This window comes from Chryseobacterium sp. TB1-D10 (assembly GCF_059803555.1).
The window spans coordinates 18,897-40,361 of the sequence record NZ_JAPFHB010000011.1; the positions used below are offsets into that span (position 1 = coordinate 18,897).

At 35.9% G+C, this 21,465-nt stretch carries 15 protein-coding genes and 1 pseudogene; 10 read left to right on the forward strand and 6 right to left on the reverse strand.

Annotated features, from left to right (window positions below):
* Positions 1-2: 2 nt before the first annotated feature.
* Entirely contained in the window at positions 3-1,232 is a 1,230-nt protein-coding gene (locus tag OPU68_RS15185; RefSeq protein WP_498474805.1) for an ABC transporter permease, read from the forward strand.
* An 89-nt stretch (positions 1,233-1,321) separates the two neighbouring features.
* Complete coding sequence (locus tag OPU68_RS15190) at positions 1,322-2,305, forward strand: PLP-dependent cysteine synthase family protein (protein ID WP_498474806.1); 984 nt, start codon at positions 1,322-1,324, stop codon at positions 2,303-2,305.
* A 225-nt stretch (positions 2,306-2,530) separates the two neighbouring features.
* Here the strand turns inward: OPU68_RS15190 and OPU68_RS15195 are convergent, their stop codons facing one another.
* The 4 genes and pseudogenes from OPU68_RS15195 to OPU68_RS15210 form a co-directional block, all read right to left on the reverse strand.
* Positions 2,531-2,674, reverse strand: a complete 144-nt coding sequence (locus OPU68_RS15195; protein WP_498474889.1) for a hypothetical protein — start codon at positions 2,672-2,674, stop codon at positions 2,531-2,533.
* Between the two features lie 165 nt (positions 2,675-2,839).
* Positions 2,840-3,103: pseudogene (locus tag OPU68_RS15200) on the reverse strand (DUF2752 domain-containing protein); the annotation flags it as partial.
* A gap of 18 nt (positions 3,104-3,121) precedes the next feature.
* Positions 3,122-3,964 carry an isoaspartyl peptidase/L-asparaginase gene (locus OPU68_RS15205; RefSeq protein ID WP_498474807.1) on the reverse strand — a complete coding sequence of 281 codons (843 nt, stop codon included), beginning with the start codon at positions 3,962-3,964 and terminating at the stop codon, positions 3,122-3,124.
* A gap of 256 nt (positions 3,965-4,220) precedes the next feature.
* Complete coding sequence (locus OPU68_RS15210; protein WP_498474808.1) at positions 4,221-5,117, reverse strand: cyanophycinase; 897 nt, start codon at positions 5,115-5,117, stop codon at positions 4,221-4,223.
* A gap of 353 nt (positions 5,118-5,470) precedes the next feature.
* Between OPU68_RS15210 and cphA the strand changes: the two genes are divergently transcribed.
* From cphA to OPU68_RS15230, 4 genes are all read left to right on the forward strand, one after another.
* On the forward strand, positions 5,471-8,098 hold the full coding sequence (gene cphA / locus OPU68_RS15215) for a cyanophycin synthetase (RefSeq protein ID WP_498474809.1): 2,628 nt from the start codon (positions 5,471-5,473) through the stop codon (positions 8,096-8,098).
* 228 nt (positions 8,099-8,326) lie between these two features.
* Positions 8,327-8,644, forward strand: a complete 318-nt coding sequence (locus tag OPU68_RS15220) for a hypothetical protein (RefSeq protein ID WP_498474810.1) — start codon at positions 8,327-8,329, stop codon at positions 8,642-8,644.
* 36 nt (positions 8,645-8,680) lie between these two features.
* Positions 8,681-10,252 (forward strand): hypothetical protein, encoded by a 1,572-nt coding sequence (locus OPU68_RS15225; protein ID WP_498474811.1) that lies wholly within the window; start codon positions 8,681-8,683, stop codon positions 10,250-10,252.
* A gap of 199 nt (positions 10,253-10,451) precedes the next feature.
* Positions 10,452-10,976, forward strand: a complete 525-nt coding sequence (locus OPU68_RS15230) for a hypothetical protein (RefSeq protein ID WP_498474812.1) — start codon at positions 10,452-10,454, stop codon at positions 10,974-10,976.
* Positions 10,977-11,061: 85 nt separating this feature from the next.
* Here OPU68_RS15230 and OPU68_RS15235 read toward each other — a convergent pair whose 3' ends face one another.
* Both OPU68_RS15235 and metG read right to left on the reverse strand, forming a co-directional pair.
* The gene (locus OPU68_RS15235) at positions 11,062-11,916 is read right to left on the reverse strand and encodes a DUF4349 domain-containing protein (RefSeq protein ID WP_498474813.1); all 855 of its coding nucleotides are present in this window, start codon (positions 11,914-11,916) and stop codon (positions 11,062-11,064) included.
* A 102-nt stretch (positions 11,917-12,018) separates the two neighbouring features.
* On the reverse strand, positions 12,019-14,106 hold the full coding sequence (gene metG / locus OPU68_RS15240) for a methionine--tRNA ligase (RefSeq protein ID WP_498474814.1): 2,088 nt from the start codon (positions 14,104-14,106) through the stop codon (positions 12,019-12,021).
* A 440-nt stretch (positions 14,107-14,546) separates the two neighbouring features.
* Between metG and OPU68_RS15245 the strand changes: the two genes are divergently transcribed.
* Genes OPU68_RS15245 through OPU68_RS15260 form a run of 4 tightly spaced genes read left to right on the forward strand, consistent with a single transcriptional unit; the run spans position 14,547 to position 21,460 of the window.
* Positions 14,547-17,285, forward strand: a complete 2,739-nt coding sequence (locus tag OPU68_RS15245) for a SusC/RagA family TonB-linked outer membrane protein (RefSeq protein WP_498474815.1) — start codon at positions 14,547-14,549, stop codon at positions 17,283-17,285.
* 6 nt (positions 17,286-17,291) lie between these two features.
* Positions 17,292-18,890: a RagB/SusD family nutrient uptake outer membrane protein gene (locus OPU68_RS15250; protein WP_498474816.1), complete on the forward strand. Its 1,599-nt coding sequence runs from the start codon at positions 17,292-17,294 to the stop codon at positions 18,888-18,890.
* Positions 18,891-18,908: 18 nt separating this feature from the next.
* On the forward strand, positions 18,909-20,000 hold the full coding sequence (locus OPU68_RS15255; RefSeq protein ID WP_498474817.1) for a SusE domain-containing protein: 1,092 nt from the start codon (positions 18,909-18,911) through the stop codon (positions 19,998-20,000).
* A 26-nt stretch (positions 20,001-20,026) separates the two neighbouring features.
* The gene (locus OPU68_RS15260) at positions 20,027-21,460 is read left to right on the forward strand and encodes a SusE domain-containing protein (protein ID WP_498474818.1); all 1,434 of its coding nucleotides are present in this window, start codon (positions 20,027-20,029) and stop codon (positions 21,458-21,460) included.
* The last annotated feature ends 5 nt before the right edge of the window (positions 21,461-21,465 follow it).

Genomic DNA, 21,465 nt, shown 5'->3' on the forward strand with positions numbered 1-21,465 from the left:
ATTTGAATTTTCCGTTATATTTCTCGAAAAAGATAGCGTTTTCCAAAGATAACAAAAATAATCTCTCGAAAGTCATTGTCTATATTGGCAGGCTTTCCGTGGCATTAGGCATTATTGTTTCTCTGATTACGATTTCTACAGGTCTTGGTTCTAAGAAAGCAATTGAGGACAGAATTTCCAATTTCAGCGGAGATATTTCTGTCAAATCCACGCGTTCCAATTCTTCCTACAATTCTTCTGTTTTGGAAACAAAAGGTTTGGACATTAATGCCGTGAAAAAAATTCCCGGCGTTGCAGGTTTGCAGTCTTATGCTTCAGTCAGTGGGATCCTGAGGACAGAAACCAATTTTGCAGGAATCATTCTGAAAGGTGTTGGAAAAGATTTTGACAAAGCCAGATTTCAGCCGTTTATGATTTCAGGATCTATTCCGGACTACAAGGAAGATGGTTATAATAATGAGATTATCCTCTCAGAAAAAATTGCAAACGACCTTTCTCTGAAAACGAATGACAGTATTGTCACTATTTTTTCAAAAGAAGACCAGAAACCGATTTACAGAAAATTTATTGTTAAAGGAATTTATAAAACCGACATTAAATTGGTGGATGATCTGTATATGATTGGCGACATCAATCACGTTCGTAAAGTGATGAATATGGATGACAAGCAAGTCGGAGGATTGGATGTTTTCTTAAACGATACAGACAAAATTGACCAGGTGTTTCCGGAAATCGAAAAATATATTGGCTACCAGAACTATGCCGAAAAGGTAACCGAAAAATATCCGCAGATTCTGGATTGGATCAATATTTTCAATCAAAATATTTCGCTTATTATTACAATTATGCTTTTGGTAGTCGTGATCAATATTGTGATGGTTTTATTAATATTAATCATCGAAAGAACCAACTCCATCGGGGTTCTGAAGACAATGGGAGCTTCCAATGCACAGATCAGATCTATTTTCATCAATTACACATTACTGATTATGATCCCAGGATTGTTGGCAGGAAATGTGATAGGAATTGGATTGTTATTAATCCAAAAATACACAGGAATCATCAAATTGGATCCGGAGAATTACTTTATCAGCACAGTTCCGGTAGATCTTAATCCAGTTTATATCATTGCAGTTTCGGTGGGCATTTTTATTGTTTCCGGGATAGCGATGATCCTGCCAAGTTATTTAATCAGTAAAATATCACCAGTAAGAGCCATCAAATACAGCTAGAATATAAATTATAATCGATAAATGATAATTGATTAATCTACGTCAACCAATCAAATCACTTATCGACTATCAATCATCAATTATATATTATGAAATATTACAACAATATCGTAGAAACCATTGGCAATACACCATTAGTTAAAATAAACAGAGTTCTTGGAGAGGATTTTCCGGCTTTGGTTTTGGCAAAAGTGGAAACTACAAATCCAGGAAATTCCGTAAAGGACAGAATGGCTTTGAAGATGATAGAAGATGCGGAAAAAGACGGCCGTTTGAAACCCGGCGGAACCATTATTGAAGGTACTTCCGGAAATACAGGAATGGGATTGGCATTGGTAGCTATCCAAAAAGGATACAAATGTATCTTCGTGACCAACTCCAAACAATCCAAAGAAAAATGTGATATTCTAAGAGCGGTTGGAGCAGAAGTAATCGTATGTCCAACGGATGTAAAACCAACAGATCCGCGTTCGTACTACTCAGTTTCCAAAAGACTGGCGAAAGAGACAGAAAATGGCTGGTACGTGAATCAATATGACAATCTTTCCAACAGATTAGCCCATTACGAAAGTACAGCGCCGGAAATCTGGGAACAAACCGAGGGAAAACTCACGCATTTTGTAGCCGGAGCCGGAACAGGCGGAACGGTTACGGGTTGCGGTACATTCTTCAAAGAAAGAAATCCGGACATCAAAATCATTGGAGTTGATACCTACGGTTCGATCCTGAAAGAAATCCACGAGACTGGAGAAATCCATTTGGATCACGCTTACACCTACGTTACAGAAGGAATTGGTGAAGATATTCTTCCGGAAAATTACGATATGAGTGTCATCGATCATTTCGAAAAAGTGACGGACAAAGACGGTGCAATCTACGCAAGAAGACTGGCTAAGGAAGAAGGAATTTTCTGCGGGTATTCTGCAGGAAGTGCGATGTCAGCGTTGGTTCAGATGAAAGATCAGTTTACGAAAGATGACATCATCGTCGTACTTCTTCACGATCACGGAAGCCGTTACGTAGCGAAGATCTACAACGACGAATGGATGAAGGAAATGGGCTGGCTTGATTAATTATGAGTTATTAATTATAAATTATAAAACCGTCTTGTTTTGTAAAGAGGCGGTTTTATTTTGGTCTGTAATCAATAAACTTTCTAAAATATTCAAACATGAAGTGTTTGAATATTGCTCCAGAGAAGCAATATGTTTGTAGAAAAAAGATGGTATGATAAATCAGGACTCCGTAGGAGTGACACTAGCAACAAAGGTTTTTAGCAATTAATATCAACAATCTGTCTACACAATTCCGCCACCAATAAACAATCGGATGAATCCCAAAAATGCAGCTATCCCACACATAATGATTCCGGCTGTTGCATTATTTTTAGGTAAACCATCTTCCTTAACATAGGCGACGATGCTGATCACTAATCCAACCATTGAAAAGGAATATTTATCCAATTGAACGCTCCCAGGCAAGGAATAAATCCGAAAAGCATTCCGAAGATTGCTAAAATGCCCTTTACGAGACTTGCTGTTTTCATAGTTTTGTTTTTTAGTTTTTAAAAGATATAGCAAATATGCCAATGCGTTCAATACGAGCAAAGAGAAAAGTATTGGACTAAATTTGTTTAAGTCTAAAGCACTTTTAAAATTCAGGTTTTTAATTTCGATGAAAGCTCTTGTGGATCCACAAAGGAAACATTCCAACCCTTTTTTTCGAGCCTCACAAAGTGGAACTGCGGACAGAATTATCTTGTCGTCAACAAAAAATAAGATCAATAAGATTAAAAGAGAAAGGATTGCTGAGATTTGCCAAACGATACGGATGGCATTTTTGAGTGGTTGATTTTCTGATAATATTTTCAATAATAGAATTATAACTATTTACCCAAAAACCTCAAAATCAACTCCATCAAAACTCGCAAAAACCATCGTCGGATAAGAATCCTGATGGAAAATATTCCCTTCACAATCAATGCCGATTGCGCCGGCAAAACCGTCAATTTCTTTCAGTTCTTCGAACGTTCTGTCAAAGGCATTTTCGATTGTTAGGCCGTCTGTAACTCTGGTTACGATCTTTGCTGAGGTCGCATTGCTTACAATGTCTTCACCAACGCCCGTACAGCTTACCGCACAGAATTGATTGGCATAATTTCCGGCTACAGTTGCAGAATCGGAAATTCTTCCCGGGATTTCAAAACCTTTTCCACCGGTTGAAGTAGCAACGGCCAATTTTCCGTGTTTGTCTAATGCAACTGCACCCACAGTGCCTTTACCGCCTGTTTTCAGTTTATCTTCGTATTCTTTTCTTCGTTGAGGGATTTCTGTAGAGAAATCTTCGTAACCATTTTCTGTGGCATAATTTTTCGCACCGCTTCCGCCAAGAACACGATCATCTTCCTTCATCAATTCCTTCGCAACAAAAATCGGATTCTTCACATCCTGAATATTAATAACACCACTCATTTTCTGAGTTTCTCCATCCATAATCGCAGCGCTCATCCGGATGATTCCGTCACTTTGGATTTGCGAGCCAATGCCGGCATTGTACAGCTCATCATCTTCCAACAGTGAAACCGCATAAGCAACGGTGTCGAAAGCTGAATTGTTCTGTAGAAACTCGTAAGACTTTTTCACAATCGCTTTCAGTGAATTCTGTTTTGCTAATTTCACTTCGTTGCTTTGGTTGCTTTCGGAGAAAAAACCGCCGTGGATTATTATTTTCATTTTTATAGGGAATTTTAGATTTTATAGGTCTTCGAGAACATCAGACTGGCAATGAAAGCTTCGAGTAATTCAGACAAATAAAGTTGAAACTTCAAACTTAAATTAAAAAAATCTTCGAGAGCCTCAGACTGAAATTATTTGAAGTTTTTAAAACCTCAGACTGATAACTGTTATTTTTAGACGGATATATTAAAAATATCAAACTGAGCGTAGCCGAAGTTTTTTAATCCAATACCTAAAATCTAACATCTAATTATTAACTATTCGGAATCACTTGCGGAATAGGGTTGTACTGAGAATTTACGATCTTCATTTCTCTTGATTTGAGATCAAAAGTATCATTCATAGAAAGCACATCCACAACCAGATTTTTGATAGAAATTGGCTGACCAAGATCAATATTAGTAAGGTTTGTATCTTTGATCTGAAGTCCGTCCACAATGATGACGAGTCCGGATCCGATGGCTGTCATTGTGTCATCTTGGATAAATAATCCTGTATCTTCTCCAAGACCAATCCCCAAAGTTCTCGGATTGTTAACAACCGCCTGAAACAATCTTCCAATCCTACCTCGCTGTACAAAATGCGTATCAATAATCACATTTTCTATAAAGCCAAGACCTTGCGTGGTTTTGATTTCGCCTTTCAACAGAGCTTCTGAGCTGGAACCTTGATAGATCATATTTTCTGAAGCAGCAGCAGCTCCGGCAGAAGTTCCTGCATATATAAAATCTTCGGTCTGGTATTTTGTAAGAATGGCGTCATGGAATCTGGTTCCGCCAAGAATTGAGGTCAGTCTCAGCTGATCGCCTCCTGTAAACATTACGACATCAGCCGCATTGGCTCTTGCAACTATGGCATCACTATTCGCCTGTTCACGGTTTTGGATATCCAGAATATTACAGTTTTTAATACCAAGATATTCGAAAGCCTTTTTATATTCAGGTCCTACGATGTCTGGAATCTGAGATGCAGTCGTAATGACTTCGATGACGGAATCTTCCTTAGACTTAGATTCATCGATGATTTTTCTGAGGATTCCTCGTTCAAAAAAGTTTAGGTTTTTTTCGACGTTTTGGTCAAAACTGGTCTCTGTAAAACTACCTTTGTTTACAGCACCTCCAATGATGACTAGTTTTCCTTTTGATTTCATAGTAAACAAAAATAATAAATCAAAATAGAATATACCTCATATTTTCCAGGTAAAAATTAGGCTCTACTATTTAAAGTTTTAATTATTAAGTCGTTGTTTGAAGGAAATACTGATTTTAAATTAACAAATTGTTAATTGTTTTAAAGAATTGATAATGATAATCTTTAATAGTAAAATAATTATTTCCGATTTTTCTTTAATTAATTGCTTTTCTATTATCTTTGATAAAATAGAACTTATAAATGATTTGAGGAAAATGCTTTTTAAATACTGAACATTTTACAAAAAGTATTTTAATGCATTGATTTTAAATCAAATATCCAAAGTCTAATATCTAACATCTACTACTAAATATGAAAATCGAAAAAATACAGGTTCTTAGAGGTCCTAATATCTGGAGCATTACCAGAAAGAAATTGATACAAATGCGATTGGACTTGGAAGAAACAGAACATTTTCCAACCAATAAAATTGAAGGTTTCCGCGAAAGAATCGAACAATTGTTACCATCATTGATTTCCCACAGATGCTCCGAAGGCTGCGAGGGTGGTTTCTTCAAAAGGGTAGAAATGGGAACCTGGATGGGTCACGTGATCGAACATATCGCATTGGAAATTCAGACTCTTGCAGGTATGGATGTCGGATTCGGAAGAACGCGCGAGACTAAAACACCAGGTGTTTACAATGTCGTTTTCAATTACAGAGAAGAGCAAGCCGGAATTTTCGCAGCAGAAGAAGCGGTGAGAATTGCAGAATGTCTGATGTCTGCGGAAGATTATGACATTGAAAAATGTATTCATAACTTGAAGGAACTCCGTGAGAGCGAAAGACTGGGTCCATCTACAGGAAGTATCGTAGAAGAAGCGGCTTCCAGAAGAATTCCTTGGATTCGTTTAGGGAAAAACTCTTTGGTTCAGTTGGGATATGGGATCAATCAGCAGAGATTCCAGGCTACAATTACAGGAAACACAAGCAGCATTGCTGTAGATATCGCCTGTAACAAAGAACTCACAAAAAAAATGTTGGAAGATGCCGCTATTCCAGTTCCGTCTGGAAGTTTGGTTGTAGACGAGGAAGGTTTGGATCTTGCCATTAGAAAAATTGGTTACCCAATTGTGATCAAGCCATTGGATGGTAATCACGGGAAAGGTGCTTCCATCAATGTAAATGATTTTGAAACCGCTGTAGTTGGATTGACTCACGCTCAGCAATATTCCAGAAAAGTAATTGTCGAGAAATATATCACAGGTTTTGACTTCAGGGTTTTGGTCATTAATCATAAAATGGTGGCAGCTGCGAGGAGAGTTCCGGCTCACGTTGTTGGCGATGGCGAGCTTAATATTCAACAGCTTATTGATAAAGAAAATACAGATCCAAGAAGAGGTTACGGACACGAAAATGTCCTTACCGAAATAGATGTTGACAAAGATACCAACGAACTTCTTGAAAAACTAAATTATACTTTAGAAACCATTCCTCACAAAGGTGAAATAGTTTACCTGAAATCAACTGCTAATCTGTCTACCGGCGGAACGTCAATCGATGTGACAGATATGATCCACCCGGAAAATATTCAAATGGCGGAACGCGTTTCCAGAATCATTGGATTGGATGTTTGCGGGATTGATATCATGGCAGAAAACCTGACGCAACCTCTGAAAGAAAGTGGAGGCGCAATATTGGAAGTGAATGCTGCACCAGGTTTCAGAATGCACCTTGCGCCAAGTGAAGGTCTGCCAAGAAACGTTGCTGCTCCGGTTGTGGATATGCTTTATCCGCCAGGAAAAGAATTCAGAATTCCGATTATAGCTTTGACAGGGACTAATGGAAAAACAACAACCACGAGAATCCTCGCACACATCGTAAAAAACAACGGAAAAAGAGTAGGATTTACAACATCGGATGGGATTTATATTCAAAATACTTTACTACAAAAAGGCGATACAACAGGACCACAATCTGCAGAATTTATCCTGAAAGATCCAACCGTGGAATTTGCGGTTTTGGAAACAGCAAGAGGCGGAATTCTTAGATCAGGTTTGGGTTTTGGAACGTGCGATATTGGGATTTTGACTAATATTAAAGAAGACCATTTGGGAATCAGCGATATTCACAATCTGAAAGACCTTACGAAAGTAAAACGTGTGGTTCTGGACAGTGTGAAAAAAGATGGCTGGTGCGTCATGAATGCTGACGACGAATATTCGATGAGGTTGGTTGATGATCTGCGTTCAAAAGTAGCGTTGTTCAGTCTTGATGAAAATAATCCGCACATCAAACGTTTTGCAAAAGAAGGAAAGATCACTTGTGTTTATGAGGAAGGTTTTGTGACGATCAAAAAAGGTGAGTGGAAAATCCGGATCGAAAGGGTGAAAAATATCCCGATTACGATGGAAGGAAAAGCAAAGTTTATGATTGCCAACGTATTGGCAGCGTCATTAGCCGCTTACGTTTACGGTTTTGAAATTCCTAATATTGCTTTGGCATTAACCACATTTATTCCAAGTGCACAGCTGACTCCGGGAAGGTTGAATATCTTCAACTTCAAAAACTTCAAAGTGATGATCGATTTTGCGCATAATCCGGCGGGTTATGAAGCGATTGAAGATTTCCTGAAAAGTGTTGAGGCTAATAAAAAAATCGGAATCATCTCTGGTGTAGGCGACAGAAGAGATGGTGACATCCGTGAAATTGGAAAAATTGCGGGAAGAATGTTTGATCACATCATTATCAGAAACGAAAAGCATTTGAGAGGAAGACCTGAAGAAGAAATCAACGGTCTAATTATCGAAGGTATCCAGGAAGCCAACAGAGATATCAGTTATGAATGTATTCCGAAAGAAATTGATGCTTTGAAACACGCGATGAGTCTGGCAGAGGAAGGAACATTTATCACTGCACTCAGCGATGTCATTACCAATGCTATAGAACTGGTTCAGGAATATCAGAACAAAGAAGTTCAGGACGAAGGAAAATATTAAACCTTTTAATCATATTAAAATGAAAACCGCTCTTTTACAGGGCGGTTTTTTGTTGTGTCGAAAAATGAGCTTAACAGTAAAATATTCTGATTGATAATTTATCTGACTTGAAATTCAAAGAAAGATAAGTTGTTAACTGTCAAGTTAATCCTTAAAAAATACTCCTTTTGGCGTATTTTTTTTGATTTGGGGATGGTTTAGATTTGTAAAGAATAAACAAATATAGATATGAAAACTCAATTGGCTTTCCTGATGAGAAAGTTCAGTTTGATTTTCTTTGCTACGAGTGCTTTTTCACAAACGCAGTTGTATAGATCAGATTCCACTTATGATAACTTTAAAATTGATGATCTCAAATCCTCCATTTCGATGGCAGGGAATATTATTATTTTTAATTCTTTCGATTTTATTTTAAAAGCTATAAACAAAACCGACTACAAAATCATTTGGGAAAACTATGTCGGGATAAGATCCAATACACCTGCCAATTTCTATAAAGACACTTTCCTCTACGCGAAAAAAATAGAAGCGGTGAAAGCTGAATAAATTAAATATAGAAACAACAACTAAAAAAATATACTTATGAAAAAATTAATGATGATTTTATTTATGTCAACAATGATATTGTTTACCAGTGCCCAAAATAAACTGAGCGGAACTTTGGGACCTTATTCAAAAAGTTCGAACTCTTACACGAATCTGAGCTGGGAAGTAAATTATGAATTTGTCAAGCGAAAAGATGGTATTTATCTGAGATATTATAATTCTAACGTATCTGTCCTTTCCAATTCATTATATGGATCATCCCAAAAAAAATATTCAAAATCTGAATTGGGTTTGTCACAATGGCCACAGAGCTATTCTTCTGTATCACTTAATGTGAGTACAGCAGTTAGACTGCCAAACGGTACAATAGATTTGTCTGGTTTTGCAGTCAGTAGTGGGAATGCCGACGATATGTATGAAAAGTATATATGTCCTGTAGCAATGAATGGAAAGGCAGTCAATATCTCAGACTTTGCTGTGTCTGTTACGAAAGCTTTTTACAATCCTCAATCCGTTGCTGAACTTGATGCTATCATAAATCAAAAGAAATCTTCTGCATCAAATAATACGACAGCAACACCATCTAAAGACAAAACAAATTCTTCAGAGTCTAATAGTTCTTCTTCTTCTTCTTCTTCACCGTCCTCATCTTCAGAAGGTTCGTCGGAGAGTGAAGCTACTATGTCTGATGGTTCTTTGTCATCGTCTTCCTCATCTTCAGAGAGTACTTCTGAAAGTGAAGCTACTATTTATAACAATATATTTTTGGCAGAAGCTGCAAGAAAACAACAGGAAGAAAAAGCTTATCAGGATGTGGTGAAAGGTGTGTTCGATCTGTTCACGCCTTCAGCTGAAGAGTCGGAGAGGAAGAGTAGAGAGTATATTCAGAAAATGGAATATAAAGCAGAACTTGATAAATCGCTGGAAAGTAAAATAGAAGCAGCTAAAAATGGCGACGATCAAAGTTATTATGATATCTATTTAGCTTACCAGTATTCATTTCCTGCAGATGCCAGATATTATAGAAAATTAGCTTATTCTACAGGTAATGCTTCTCTTTTTAAAGCGGAAAAGAAGTTGGAGCGTAAAAGTCCCAAAGCAATGTTTATAGGCTATCAGTATGGCGAGATTTCTCCTTATGGTCTGAGTTTTTTTCAGACAACGGATAATTTCGGTTTCTTTATGCTTTTTAGATTATCTGATAAAGCATTCACTACCTACACCGAACGCGAAGGTGTATCTAAGAATAGGGATGTCTACACTACCGCAAATGGAACTACATATACATACCTTAGTGAAGCTACGAAACAAGAACAAGGTAAATTTATGTTATCGCTTGGTACAAGCTATCATGTTTTCAGTCCTTTATTTATTTATGCTGGAGTTGGATTTGCATTAGTGAATAGTTTTTCTAATCAGCGTATGGTCGAGTACAATAAGCCGGAAGTGTTACAAATAGATGAATCTTATTATGGAGCTTCTACCGATGTTGGGCTTCTGATAAAACTGGGACGAAGAATTGCCATCAATGGTGGTGTGTCGTTTGTTAATTTGAAAAACCCAGAATATACAGGAGGTATAAGTTTTAATTTCTGGCCGGAAAAGTAATTTCAGCTCATTAATATGTTAAAAATAGCAGTTTATTTTAGTGATAAGAATTTCAGATTACTTTTGGATATATTTTTTAAAATAATAACCATGAAAACTCTATAGATTTTTCACATTACTCCGCGGAATCCACGGAGTAATTTTTTCCAAGTATTATAGAAAATATAATTAAAAATTCTAATTCTAAAGCAATCTGATAATGCGTTTGAAAGGCGAAGAAAAACAGTTCTGGTGGTACTTTGCACAGATCAAAGATTCCAAAGATATTCAGGAGGAAGTGTCAGTAATTATCGGAGTAGATGATCCTTATTATGATGATAACTATTTCGCAATGCTGACGGACAAAGTGAAAATCATCCATTCTATCTATCTCAAAGAAACTGCCGTTACGGATGAAGGCGTAAAATATATTTCGAAAGTTCAGCAGCTGAAAAGTCTTACATTAATGAAACAGCCCCATATCACAAAAGCCAGCCTGCCATTCCTGAATCAACTGACCGACCTGGAATATCTGGACATTTGGCGAACCGGAATTATTTTAGAAGATTTGATTGCATTAGACCAACTGAAAAATATAAAAAAAATTTTTGTTTCATCTTTAAGAGAAACGAAAAATGGTTCTTTTCCAGAGTTAGAGGATGAAAATATTTTGGAACATCTTATCGTTCTGGAAGATAGGTTTCCGGATTGTACTTTTTATGTCGATCATAAAGAGTATTTGTAAAATTAATATTAAAACAATATTTAAATTAAAAAGGATTTAAAACAAAAATCGCTGAGGTTTCAAACTTCAGCGATTAATTTTTATTCTATTTCGGAGATTGTACTTTTCGCTTTCTCCATTTTCTGAATAAGATGATCAGAATTGGTATGATTAATAAAAATGGCCAATATGAAATCAATCCCAGAATAAATCCTATAAAATTATTCCAACCGGCAGCAACCGAATCTGCAAACTGACTTCCAAATCCAATCTTTGAAGTCACAGAATCTCTCGGTTTGTTTTTTATTAAAGTAAGTTCAATAGTGCTGTATTTTACCTTGTCGTCTATGAATTTCAATCTTCCTTTTGATGATTCTATTTCTTCTTCCAGTGCACGGATATTCTCCTGGATTTCAAGAATGTCTTTTGTAGAATTGCTCTTTTTGAGAAGATCTCTGTACTTTTCTAAATAAGTTAATTTGTTCTCGAGCCTTATAGAAACATCAGTGTATTCTTCTGTAGCGTCATCTGTGCCTATGTTTTTGGAAATAACATTTCCAAGACCGTTATCCATAGATTGCAGAAGATTATCGAAATTCTCATTAGGAACCCGAATGGTCATTTTCAACGTTTCCTGATCTCCGCTGTTACTGAAAAATTCTCCCTGCTTGTAGGCGTTATTTTTTTTAAGATTATCTGTGATGATTTTTTGAGACTTAGTAATATCTCCAACTTCTATTTCGATTCTTCCGTTCTTGATTATTTTGCTTGATGTTGTTTGAGGTGCAGATGGAGAAGCTGATTTTTCTGAAATACGATTTGGCGGCGGGAGTTGGTTATCAACTTCTTTTTCATCCATTATAGAAACCAGAGAAGCATCTACAGCTACTTCCTCTTTATACTTATCTTGTTTGCCACAAGAGATAAAGAAAATTATAATTAATAAATATAAATTTCGCATAGATTGTTTGTTATTTCTAAAACGACAGCAATAATTGTGCGAAAAAAAAGATCTTTTAGTAATTCTAAAAGATCTTTTTAATTTATTCAGTAAAGATTTAATTTATCCTATTTCAATTCCGTTTCCTACAGTCTCGTCAGGCGTTACGAAAGTCAATTTTCCGTCTGATTTTGTTGTTAAAAGGAACATTCCCTGAGATTCAATTCCCCGAATTTTTCTTGGGGCAAGATTTAATAAAATCATCACTTGCTTTCCAACTAAATCTTCAGGTTTGAAACTCTCTGCTACACCAGAAACCACAGTTCTCACGTCAACGCCAGTATCAACTGTGAATTTCAGAAGTTTGTCTGCCTTCTCCACTTTTTCCGCTGTCAGAATGGTTGCAGTTCTTAAATCGATTTTAGTGAAATCATCAAATTGAATCTGATCTTTTTCAGGTAGTAAAATTTTAGGAATCTGCGCTTCGGCTTCTGCTCCTTCAGATTGTGAAACCGTTTGAAGAGCGATAGCTTTTTTATTTTCCTCTTTTGTATTCTCTAATTTTTGGATTTGGAATTCGATCGTTGAATCTTCAATTTTTGAGAAAAGAAGAGATGCTTCATTGATTTGATGTCCGGTTTCGATCAGGATATTTTTTGTTTCAATATCTTCCCAATTCAGTTTTTCAACATTGAACATCGTTAGCAATTTTTCAGAACTGAAAGGCATAAACGGTTCTGACAACTGAGCCAAAGCCACCGCAATCTGAGCGCCGATAAATAATGAATGAGATGCTTTCTCAGGATCCACTTTAATGGTTTTCCAGGGCTCTTCGATCTGAAGATATTGGTTACCAAACCTCGCCAGATTCATCAACGCTGTCAATGAATTTCGGAATTCGAAGTTTTCTAAATATTGAGCGATTTCCGCAGCCGATCTTTTGATTTCAACTAATTCTTCTGCATCTGCATTTCCTGCAGGAATTACGCCATCGTAATATTTATGAATCAAAACTGCAACTCTATTGATAAAGTTCCCGAAGATTCCTACTAATTCAGAATTGTTCTTGGTCTGAAAATCTTTCCAGGTGAAGTTATTATCTTTAGTTTCCGGAGCTGAAGAAAGTAATGCATAACGCAAAACATCTTGTTGTCCCGGGAATTCTTCAACATATTCGTGCGCCCAAACTGCCCAGTTTCTTGAAGTTGATATTTTCTCATTTTCAAGATTCAAAAACTCAAAAGCCGGAACATTAGTTGGCATAATATAATCGCCGTGCGCCTTCATCATCGCAGGGAAAATGATGCAATGGAAAACGATATTGTCTTTTCCAATAAAATGAATCAGATCAGATTCCGGACTTTGCCAGTAATCTTTCCAGTTTTTGCCGGTTTTCTCTGCCCATTCCTGAGTAAAAGAGATGTAACCAATTGGCGCATCGAACCAAACGTAAAGTACTTTTCCTTCAGCATTTGGCAAAGGAACCGGAACGCCCCAGTTGAGGGCGCGCGTCATTGCTCTTGGTTTCAGACCGTCAGTCAGCCAGGATTTTACCTGACCGTAAACATTGGTTTTCCAGTCGTCTTTATGACCTTCTATGATCCATTCGTTAAGGAAAGTTTCATAATCATTTAAAGGTAAATACCAGTTTTTGGTTTCTTTCAGAACAGGAACATTTCCGCTCAACATAGAATGCGGATTGATAAGTTCCGAAGGTGAAAGGGTAGAACCGCAATTTTCACATTGGTCTCCGTAAGCATTTACGTTGCCACAATTTGGGCAAGTTCCTACGATATATCGGTCAGCCAGAAATTCATTAGCTTGCTCATCAAAATATTGTTCAGAAACTTCCTCCGTGAATTTCTCCTTATTATATAATGTCTTGAAAAAATCCTGACTTACGTCGTAATGTTTTGGTGACGTTGTTCTGGAATATTCATCAAAAGAAATCCCAAGATCTGCAAAAGATTTTTTGATAATACCGTGGTATTTGTCCACGATATCCTGAGGCGTTACGCCTTCTTTTTTTGCGCGAATAGTGATTGGAATGCCGTGCTCATCGCTTCCGCAAATAAAAGCAACTTCTTTTCCCAATCTTCTCTGGAATCTTGCATAGACGTCTGCCGGAATGTAAACACCCGCCAAATGCCCTATATGAACCGGTCCGTTTGCATAAGGCAACGCTGCCGTAATCAATTTTCTGTCTGACATTATAATCTGAAATTAGATTTGCAAAAATACAATTTTCCGTGTAAAAATAGGAGAGGTTTTGATATTATTAATTTGAATGATGAATGTTAAAAAGCGTTCGAATATCGATAATTAAAATTTTAACATTTGTTGATTTTGATTTCATTTTTCATTAATATAGGATTAATATTGGTTAATTTAGGAGAAGAAAACGTTAAACAATTGTTTGAAAAAGTGTTAAAATTTCACATTCAGAATAAAAGTGTTAAATGTTATAAATATTTGATTTTAAAATATTTAACTGTATAATTTTACTATTTTTCAAAGATTAATCAGCCTAAATATAACAATTTTAAAAATATTTTAACATAATGTTGTTTTTTTTATAAATTGCGAAACAGGATCAGGTATGGTTCTGAAACAAATTTGAAAATAATATAAACCTTAAAAATTTATTTTTTGTGAGAAACTATAATGTATTAAAAATTGCTCCTGCATTCTTATTGCTCGGATCAATGTTACATGCACAACAAACCACGGATACGGCGAAAAAAGAAACCGAGATCGAGCAGGTTGTGCTGATTGGTTACGGTAAGCAGAAGAAAGAAGATCTTACGGGATCTATCTCTTCTATTACATCGAAAGATTTTAATGGAGGGGCTACAACAGCCGATCAACTGATCGTTGGTAAAACACCGGGTGTCCAGATTACTGGAAATAGTGGAGCTCCTGGAGCGGGTTCGACAATTAGAGTACGTGGAGGATCTTCATTTATTAATAACGATCCATTGATTGTAATAGATGGAATTCCTATTGATTTTAACAGCCTGAGTGGTGCTACAAATCCTTTAGCATTAATTAATCCAAATGACATTGAAACATTTGATATTCTAAAAGATGCCTCTGCCGCTGCAATATATGGTAATAGAGCATCCAATGGAGTTATTTTGATTACAACCAAGCAAGGTAAAGCTGGAAAGCTAAGAGTAAACTTCAATACCAATTTTTCTGTTTCTACAAAAATGGGCAACACAGACGTAATGAATGCAGATCAATTCAGAGGTTTTGTGAATACTTTTGGTACTGCAGCGCAAAAAGCTTTGTTGGGTAAGTCTGATACCAACTGGCAAGATGCGATCTATCAAAAAGCATGGGGTACAGATAATAACTTAGCCTTTACTGGAGGAATTAAAGGTTTACCATACAGATTATCTTTAGGATACAATGAACAAAATGGTATTGTAAGAACTAATGATTTTAAACGAACTTCAATGGGATTGAATTTAAACCCTAAATTTTTTGATAATCATTTGACCGTTAATGCTAATTTTAAAGGAACATTTTCTGAAAACCGTTTTCCTGATGGTGGAGCTATAGGTGCAGCTACATATTTTGATCCTACACAGCCTATACGTTCAGGAAATTCAAATTACGGAGGATATTACGAATGGTTAGATCCAGCTAATGCAACTACCGGACTAAATGTCAATGGGACAAGAAATCCATTGGGATTATTGTACAGTAAAAGAGATCTTTCTTCTGTATTAAGAGTAATTCCAAGTTTACAATTAGATTATAAATTTCATTTTTTACCTGATTTAAGGCTAAGTGTTACCGGATCATATGATTATGCTAAAAGTGATGGTTCTGTAAATGTATCTAAAGATTTTGCTCAAGGAATAGGAACATTAGGATCTTATCGTTCATATTCTCAAGAGATTAAAAGTAAATTGTTTGAGTCGTATTTGAATTACGTAAAGAAAATTGAAGTAATTAGTACAAACATCGATATTATTGGCGGTTACTCTTATCAAGATACCCGTTCTATAACTCCTGAAGCACCAACTTATTATGGTAATGGTCAAAAAACAGACTTTTCCACAGCTGGTGACACTAGAAGAACTTTGTTATCATTTTATGGTAGAGGGATTTTTACAATAGCAAATCGATATGTGATTAATGCTTCCATAAGAAGAGATGGTTCTTCTACATTTTGGAATGGTACTGATAAAAATCAACTTTGGGGTAATTTCCCTGCTGTATCATTGGCTTGGAAAATAAATGAAGAAGGCTTTATGAAAAATATTAGCGTTCTTAATTCTCTAAAAGTACGTGGTGGTTGGGGTAAAACCGGACAACAAGAAACTGGAACTTTTTATCCTGCGTTTGGATCCTATTCATCTAGTAATAGTAGTACTTCTCAGTATCAGCTGGGCAGTAATTTCTATACATTACTTCGTCCTGATTCTTATAACCCTAATTTGGTTTGGGAAACTACTACAACTAAAAATATTGGATTGGATTTTGGAATCCTAGATAGTAGAATTAATGGATCATTTGATTATTTTAATAAAAAGTCAGACGATCTAATCGCAAAGGTACCAACTTGGGCAGGAGATTTGAGCAACTTTAACATTAAAAATGTAGGGGTAATTGAAAATGAAGGTTATGAAGCTAATTTGAATTTAGTTCCGATTAAAAATGAAAATACAACTTGGGATTTAAACTTCAATTTCACAAAGTTCAGCCCTAAAGTTACAAGTCTTTCTCAATATGTAGATGCTGCATATAAAATTTCTACAGGTAGTATTTCTGGTATTAATAACTATGTACAAGCTATCACTGTTGGACAAGCACTTAATGCATTTTATGTCTATCAACAGGTCTTTGACAATAATGGAAAAGCTTTAGAAGGTGTATATGTAGATAGAAATGGAGATGGTAAAATTACTGAAAACGATAAGTATTTTTATAAGTCGCCAAATGCTAAAGCTATTTTCGGATTTTCAACTAAGGTTACTTACAAGAATTGGGATATCGGAACATCGCTTAGAGCAGTTGTAGGAAATTATGTTTACAATAACTCAGCTTCTAATAGTTCTATAGCAAATATACAAGCTAATAATTTTCTAAGTAACACAAATTCAAGCGTTTTAGAAACTCAATTTGCTGCTACACAATTATTATCTGACATGTTTATAGAAGACGCATCATTCCTAAGAATGGACAATTTAACTGTTGGCTATAACGTAGGTGAATTCGCTGGCAAAGGCACTAATCTTAAAGTGAATGCGATGGCACAAAATGTATTTGTAGTTACAAAATATAAGGGTATAGATCCAGAAATCTTTGGAAACATTGACAACGGATTTTATCAAAGACCAAAAGTATATTCACTAGGTTTTAATTTTCAATTTTAATTAATCATGACAAATAGATATTTATTCAAAAAAATAATTATTGGATCTATAACATTAGGTACATTAATAGCGGCAGTGTCTTGTGTAAACGATCTGGAAAGAGAGCCAGTATTAGGCTTAACTTCAGCAGTCCTTTATAAAGATTTTAACAATTATAAACCTGCTTTGGCAAAAATCTATGCAGGACTAGCAATAGGTGGGCAAGGTGATCAGAATAATGGTGATGGGAATACAGATATTGGAGGTATCGATGGAGGATTTTCCAACTATTTGCGTCAGATGTTCAGTATGCAGGAGCTCACTACAGATGAAGCTGTAATTGCCTGGGCGGATGCTGGTTTACCAGCAATGCACCAAATGACTTGGGACGCATCAAATCCTTTTGTGGCAGCAATTTATTTCAGAATCTACAATGTAATCGCTGTAAGTAATGAATTTATCAAAAATACAACTGATGAAAAATTATCTGCAAATGGAATAACTGGTGATAATCTAACTGAAGCAAAGTATATGAGAGCAGAAGCTCGTTTTATGAGAGCGCAATCATATTATCATGCATTAGATTTATTTGGAAATGTTCCATATGTTTTGGAGACAACAGATATTATCAATAACCCGCCACCAAGAATTGCAAGAGCAGATCTTTTTAAATTTGTAGAATCAGAACTGCTTGCATCTGCCAATGATTTGAAAAATGCTAAAGCTAACGAATATGGTAGAGCTGACAAAGCAGCTGCTTGGTCACTATTAGCAAGGTTATATCTTAATGCTCAAGTATATACAGGAACTCAAAGAAATACAGATTGTATTACATATTGTAATAAAGTTATACAAGCTGGATATTCCTTAAAGACAAATTATGGTTCCTTGTTTATGGCAGATAATAATGTCAATAATCCAGAAGTTATTTTGTCTGTTAACTATGATGGTACAAGCACAAAAACTTATGGTGGAAGTACATTTATGGTACACGCCGCAGTTGGCGGAACTATGCCTTCTGCACAATTCGGAATCAATGGTGGCTGGGGTGGTATTAGAACTACAAAATCTTTTGTAAATCTATTTAATGGTGCACCTCAAGATAAAAGAGGTAATTTTTACACAGATGGGCAAGACCTTGAAATCAATAATATTTCAACATTTACAGATGGATATGGTTTCATAAAATACAAAAACATTAAATTTTCTGATAATACTCCAGGATCTGATACTTCTGGGAATTTTGTAGATGCAGATATTCCATTATACCGTTTAGCTGATATATATTTAATGTACGGTGAAGCTGTTGCCAGAGGTGGCGCAGGTGGCGATGTTGCTACTGCTTTAGGTTATGTAAATGCTTTAAGAGATAGAGCAGGTGCACCACGTGTTACAGTAATAAATACAAATTTCTTTTTAGACGAGAGATCTAGGGAAATGTCTTGGGAATTAACAAGGAGAACGGACCTGATCCGATACGGAAGATTTACTTCTGGTAGTTATCTTTGGCCATGGAAAGGAGGTGTAAAGGATGGTAAAGCTGTCGATGAAACTAGGAATTTATTTCCAATTCCATCAAATGATATCGTTGCTAATCCAAATCTAATCCAAAATCCTGGTTATTAATATTAATTTAATACAATTATGAAACATTCAATATTTCAAAAATTTGCTTTTGGTATCGCTATTATATTAGGATTAACATCTTGTGAAGATCGGGAAATAATTAAAATAGACAGCGAAATTGCTCCAGTATTAATGGACTTATCTAAATCTAATCTTGTTTTAGATGAAAATTTCCAAAACAATCCTGCGCTTACAATTTCTTGGCAGGCTCCTAAAATGACAGTTCCTGTTGAACTTAAATATAATGTGGAGATCAGCTCTACACAAGCTTTCAGTAGTCCCAAAGTTCTTGCAACAACAACGCAGTCAGTAACCAATAAGGCATTTACTGTGAAGGAATTAAATGAAGCGGCGAAAAGCATCGGGCTAGTAGCTTATCAACCTAGTAATATGTACTTTCGTGTCACTGCCCTTACAACAAGTAATGATGTGTCTCAGGCATCAAATATTACAAATTTAATGCTAACACCTTATCGTGCAAGTCCTACGTATACCTATTCGGATTTATTTTTAATAGGTAGCGCAGCAGTTGGAAATTGGGATAATTTGGCTACAAACAATACATTACTCCCATTGCTCAAAACTTCAAACGCAAGTGTTTATACTTATACAGGATTGTTCAAGGCTGGTACAGATTTAGGATTTAAAATAATCAAGGTGAAAGGATCTTGGGATGCTCAATTTGGTTTTGGATCGGCAGGCGTTTTAAGCACAAATGGAGGTTCAGGGAACCTTACAGTTCCTGAGGAAGGTTATTATAAATTAACTTTAGATACCACTGCTCTTACATATTCTTTAGTAAAGCTTCCGAATCCAACTACTGCTTACACGACTATCTCTCTTTTTGGAACATCTACTGGGTCTACCGATATTCAGCTTACCAAATCTGCTTTTGATCCACATTCTTGGTCTGCTTCGAAGGTTACTTTGAAAGAAGGCGTTTTTAAATTTCGAGCTAATAATTCTGGGACAGTATCTTGGAGTACCAATAACGAATTCTTTGGCGTTGGAGACCAAGGCGGAGCAGATATTCCAGTAACGGCAGAATGGGAATATGATGTATATTTTAATGATATATCAGGTAATTATACATTTATCCCTGTTAAATAATTTCTGTAAATTTTAATTAAATCAGTATGAAAAATATATTTAAATATTTCCTTGTTGCTTTGGTCTCAGCTTTCGTTATTACTGCGTGTGATAATGATGCAGACAGAGACTGGGCAACACCAGAAGCTAGTTTCAAATTATATGATACATCTTTAGGAGGTAGTGTATTGTATGAGAGTATGAAAAATAATCCTTTTGTCCTGACTTGGGACAAAGCAGGGTCTGCAGATTATACCGTTGTATTTTCTTTAACAGAAGATTTCGCTACAAAAATTACTTTGGGAACTGCTACTACAAATACTTTTATAACTACAGTAGGAGATGTTAACAGCAAGTTTCTTCAAGGAGGTTTGTCGCCCTATGCTACATCTACAGTTTATGTACGAGTAGAATCAGGTTCACAAGTTTCAAATAGTATCAGTTTTACAGTTACACCATATCCAATTGCTGGTCCAATCGTTACGGCACCTACAGCAGGTAGTTCTTTAGTTCTTAATTCAGCAGATCAGACTGCTATTGCAACTACTTTTACTTGGAATGATTATTCTAATTATGGGGTTGATGTAATGTATTTGGTTGAGGTTGCGAAAAAAGGAGCAACAACTTTTACTTCTTTAGGACAAGTTACAAATGTTAAATTATTGGCAGTAACAAACAAAGATCTTAATACAGCTGTTGTGAATGCAGGTGCTATAATGAGTCAAGCTAATGATATTGATGTAAGAGTTACAGCATCTACAACTTCTACAGGTGGTTCCATCATGCTTAAATCTACAATCGTTACTTTCAAAGTGACCCCTTATCAAATAGATTATCCAAACTTCTTCTTAGTAGGAGGTGCAACTGCTATTGGATGGACTCCTGCAGACGCTATCAACTTGTATAAGCATGACAATATCTCAGAAATCTATACTTATCTGCAACCAGATAACTTTAGATTCTTAGGACAAGCTGATTGGAATCCTTTAAACTATAGTATTGATGACGCAAGAACAGATGCGGATAAGAGATATTTCAAAACAGTATCTTCTAATGTTGAGTTTGGAGATCACGAAAACATGAAATTTACAGGTGCAGCAGGAATATACAAAGTTGTTATCGATGCAGATTTTGGAATTAAATCTTTAACAGTAACGCCTACAACTGCTTCTTGGGATATTCCTAACCTATATCTTGTAGGATCTTTGCAAGGTTGGAACGCAGCAGGTGCAGAGGTTTTCAATTCTATTGGAAACGGAAAGTTTGAAATGATCAGACAGATTCCTGATAATGCAGAATTCAAATTCCTCGGACAACAAGATTGGACTGGTAAAGAATGGGGTAATATCCATACTGCTGGAAACACCGGTTACTTGGGAATCAACGGAGATAATAATAATATCAAATTCAGTGGTGGAGATAATTTCTACACAATCACTGTTGATTTGAAGAGAGGAACTTACAAACTTGTAAAATTGTAATAATT

Coding starts and splice junctions, on each gene's coding strand:
- OPU68_RS15225 (WP_498474811.1), top strand. CDS start 8,681: ATGAAAAAATTAATGATGATTTTATTTATGTCAACAATGATATTGTTT.
- OPU68_RS15260 (WP_498474818.1), top strand. CDS start 20,027: ATGAAAAATATATTTAAATATTTCCTTGTTGCTTTGGTCTCAGCTTTC.
- OPU68_RS15230 (WP_498474812.1), top strand. CDS start 10,452: ATGCGTTTGAAAGGCGAAGAAAAACAGTTCTGGTGGTACTTTGCACAG.
- OPU68_RS15255 (WP_498474817.1), top strand. CDS start 18,909: ATGAAACATTCAATATTTCAAAAATTTGCTTTTGGTATCGCTATTATA.
- OPU68_RS15210 (WP_498474808.1), bottom strand. CDS start 5,117: ATGAAATCAAAAGGAAAACTAGTCATCATTGGAGGTGCTGTAAACAAA.
- metG (WP_498474814.1), bottom strand. CDS start 14,106: ATGTCAGACAGAAAATTGATTACGGCAGCGTTGCCTTATGCAAACGGA.
- OPU68_RS15190 (WP_498474806.1), top strand. CDS start 1,322: ATGAAATATTACAACAATATCGTAGAAACCATTGGCAATACACCATTA.
- OPU68_RS15205 (WP_498474807.1), bottom strand. CDS start 3,964: ATGAAAATAATAATCCACGGCGGTTTTTTCTCCGAAAGCAACCAAAGC.
- cphA (WP_498474809.1), top strand. CDS start 5,471: ATGAAAATCGAAAAAATACAGGTTCTTAGAGGTCCTAATATCTGGAGC.
- OPU68_RS15220 (WP_498474810.1), top strand. CDS start 8,327: ATGAAAACTCAATTGGCTTTCCTGATGAGAAAGTTCAGTTTGATTTTC.
- OPU68_RS15195 (WP_498474889.1), bottom strand. CDS start 2,674: ATGGTTGGATTAGTGATCAGCATCGTCGCCTATGTTAAGGAAGATGGT.
- OPU68_RS15250 (WP_498474816.1), top strand. CDS start 17,292: ATGACAAATAGATATTTATTCAAAAAAATAATTATTGGATCTATAACA.
- OPU68_RS15235 (WP_498474813.1), bottom strand. CDS start 11,916: ATGCGAAATTTATATTTATTAATTATAATTTTCTTTATCTCTTGTGGC.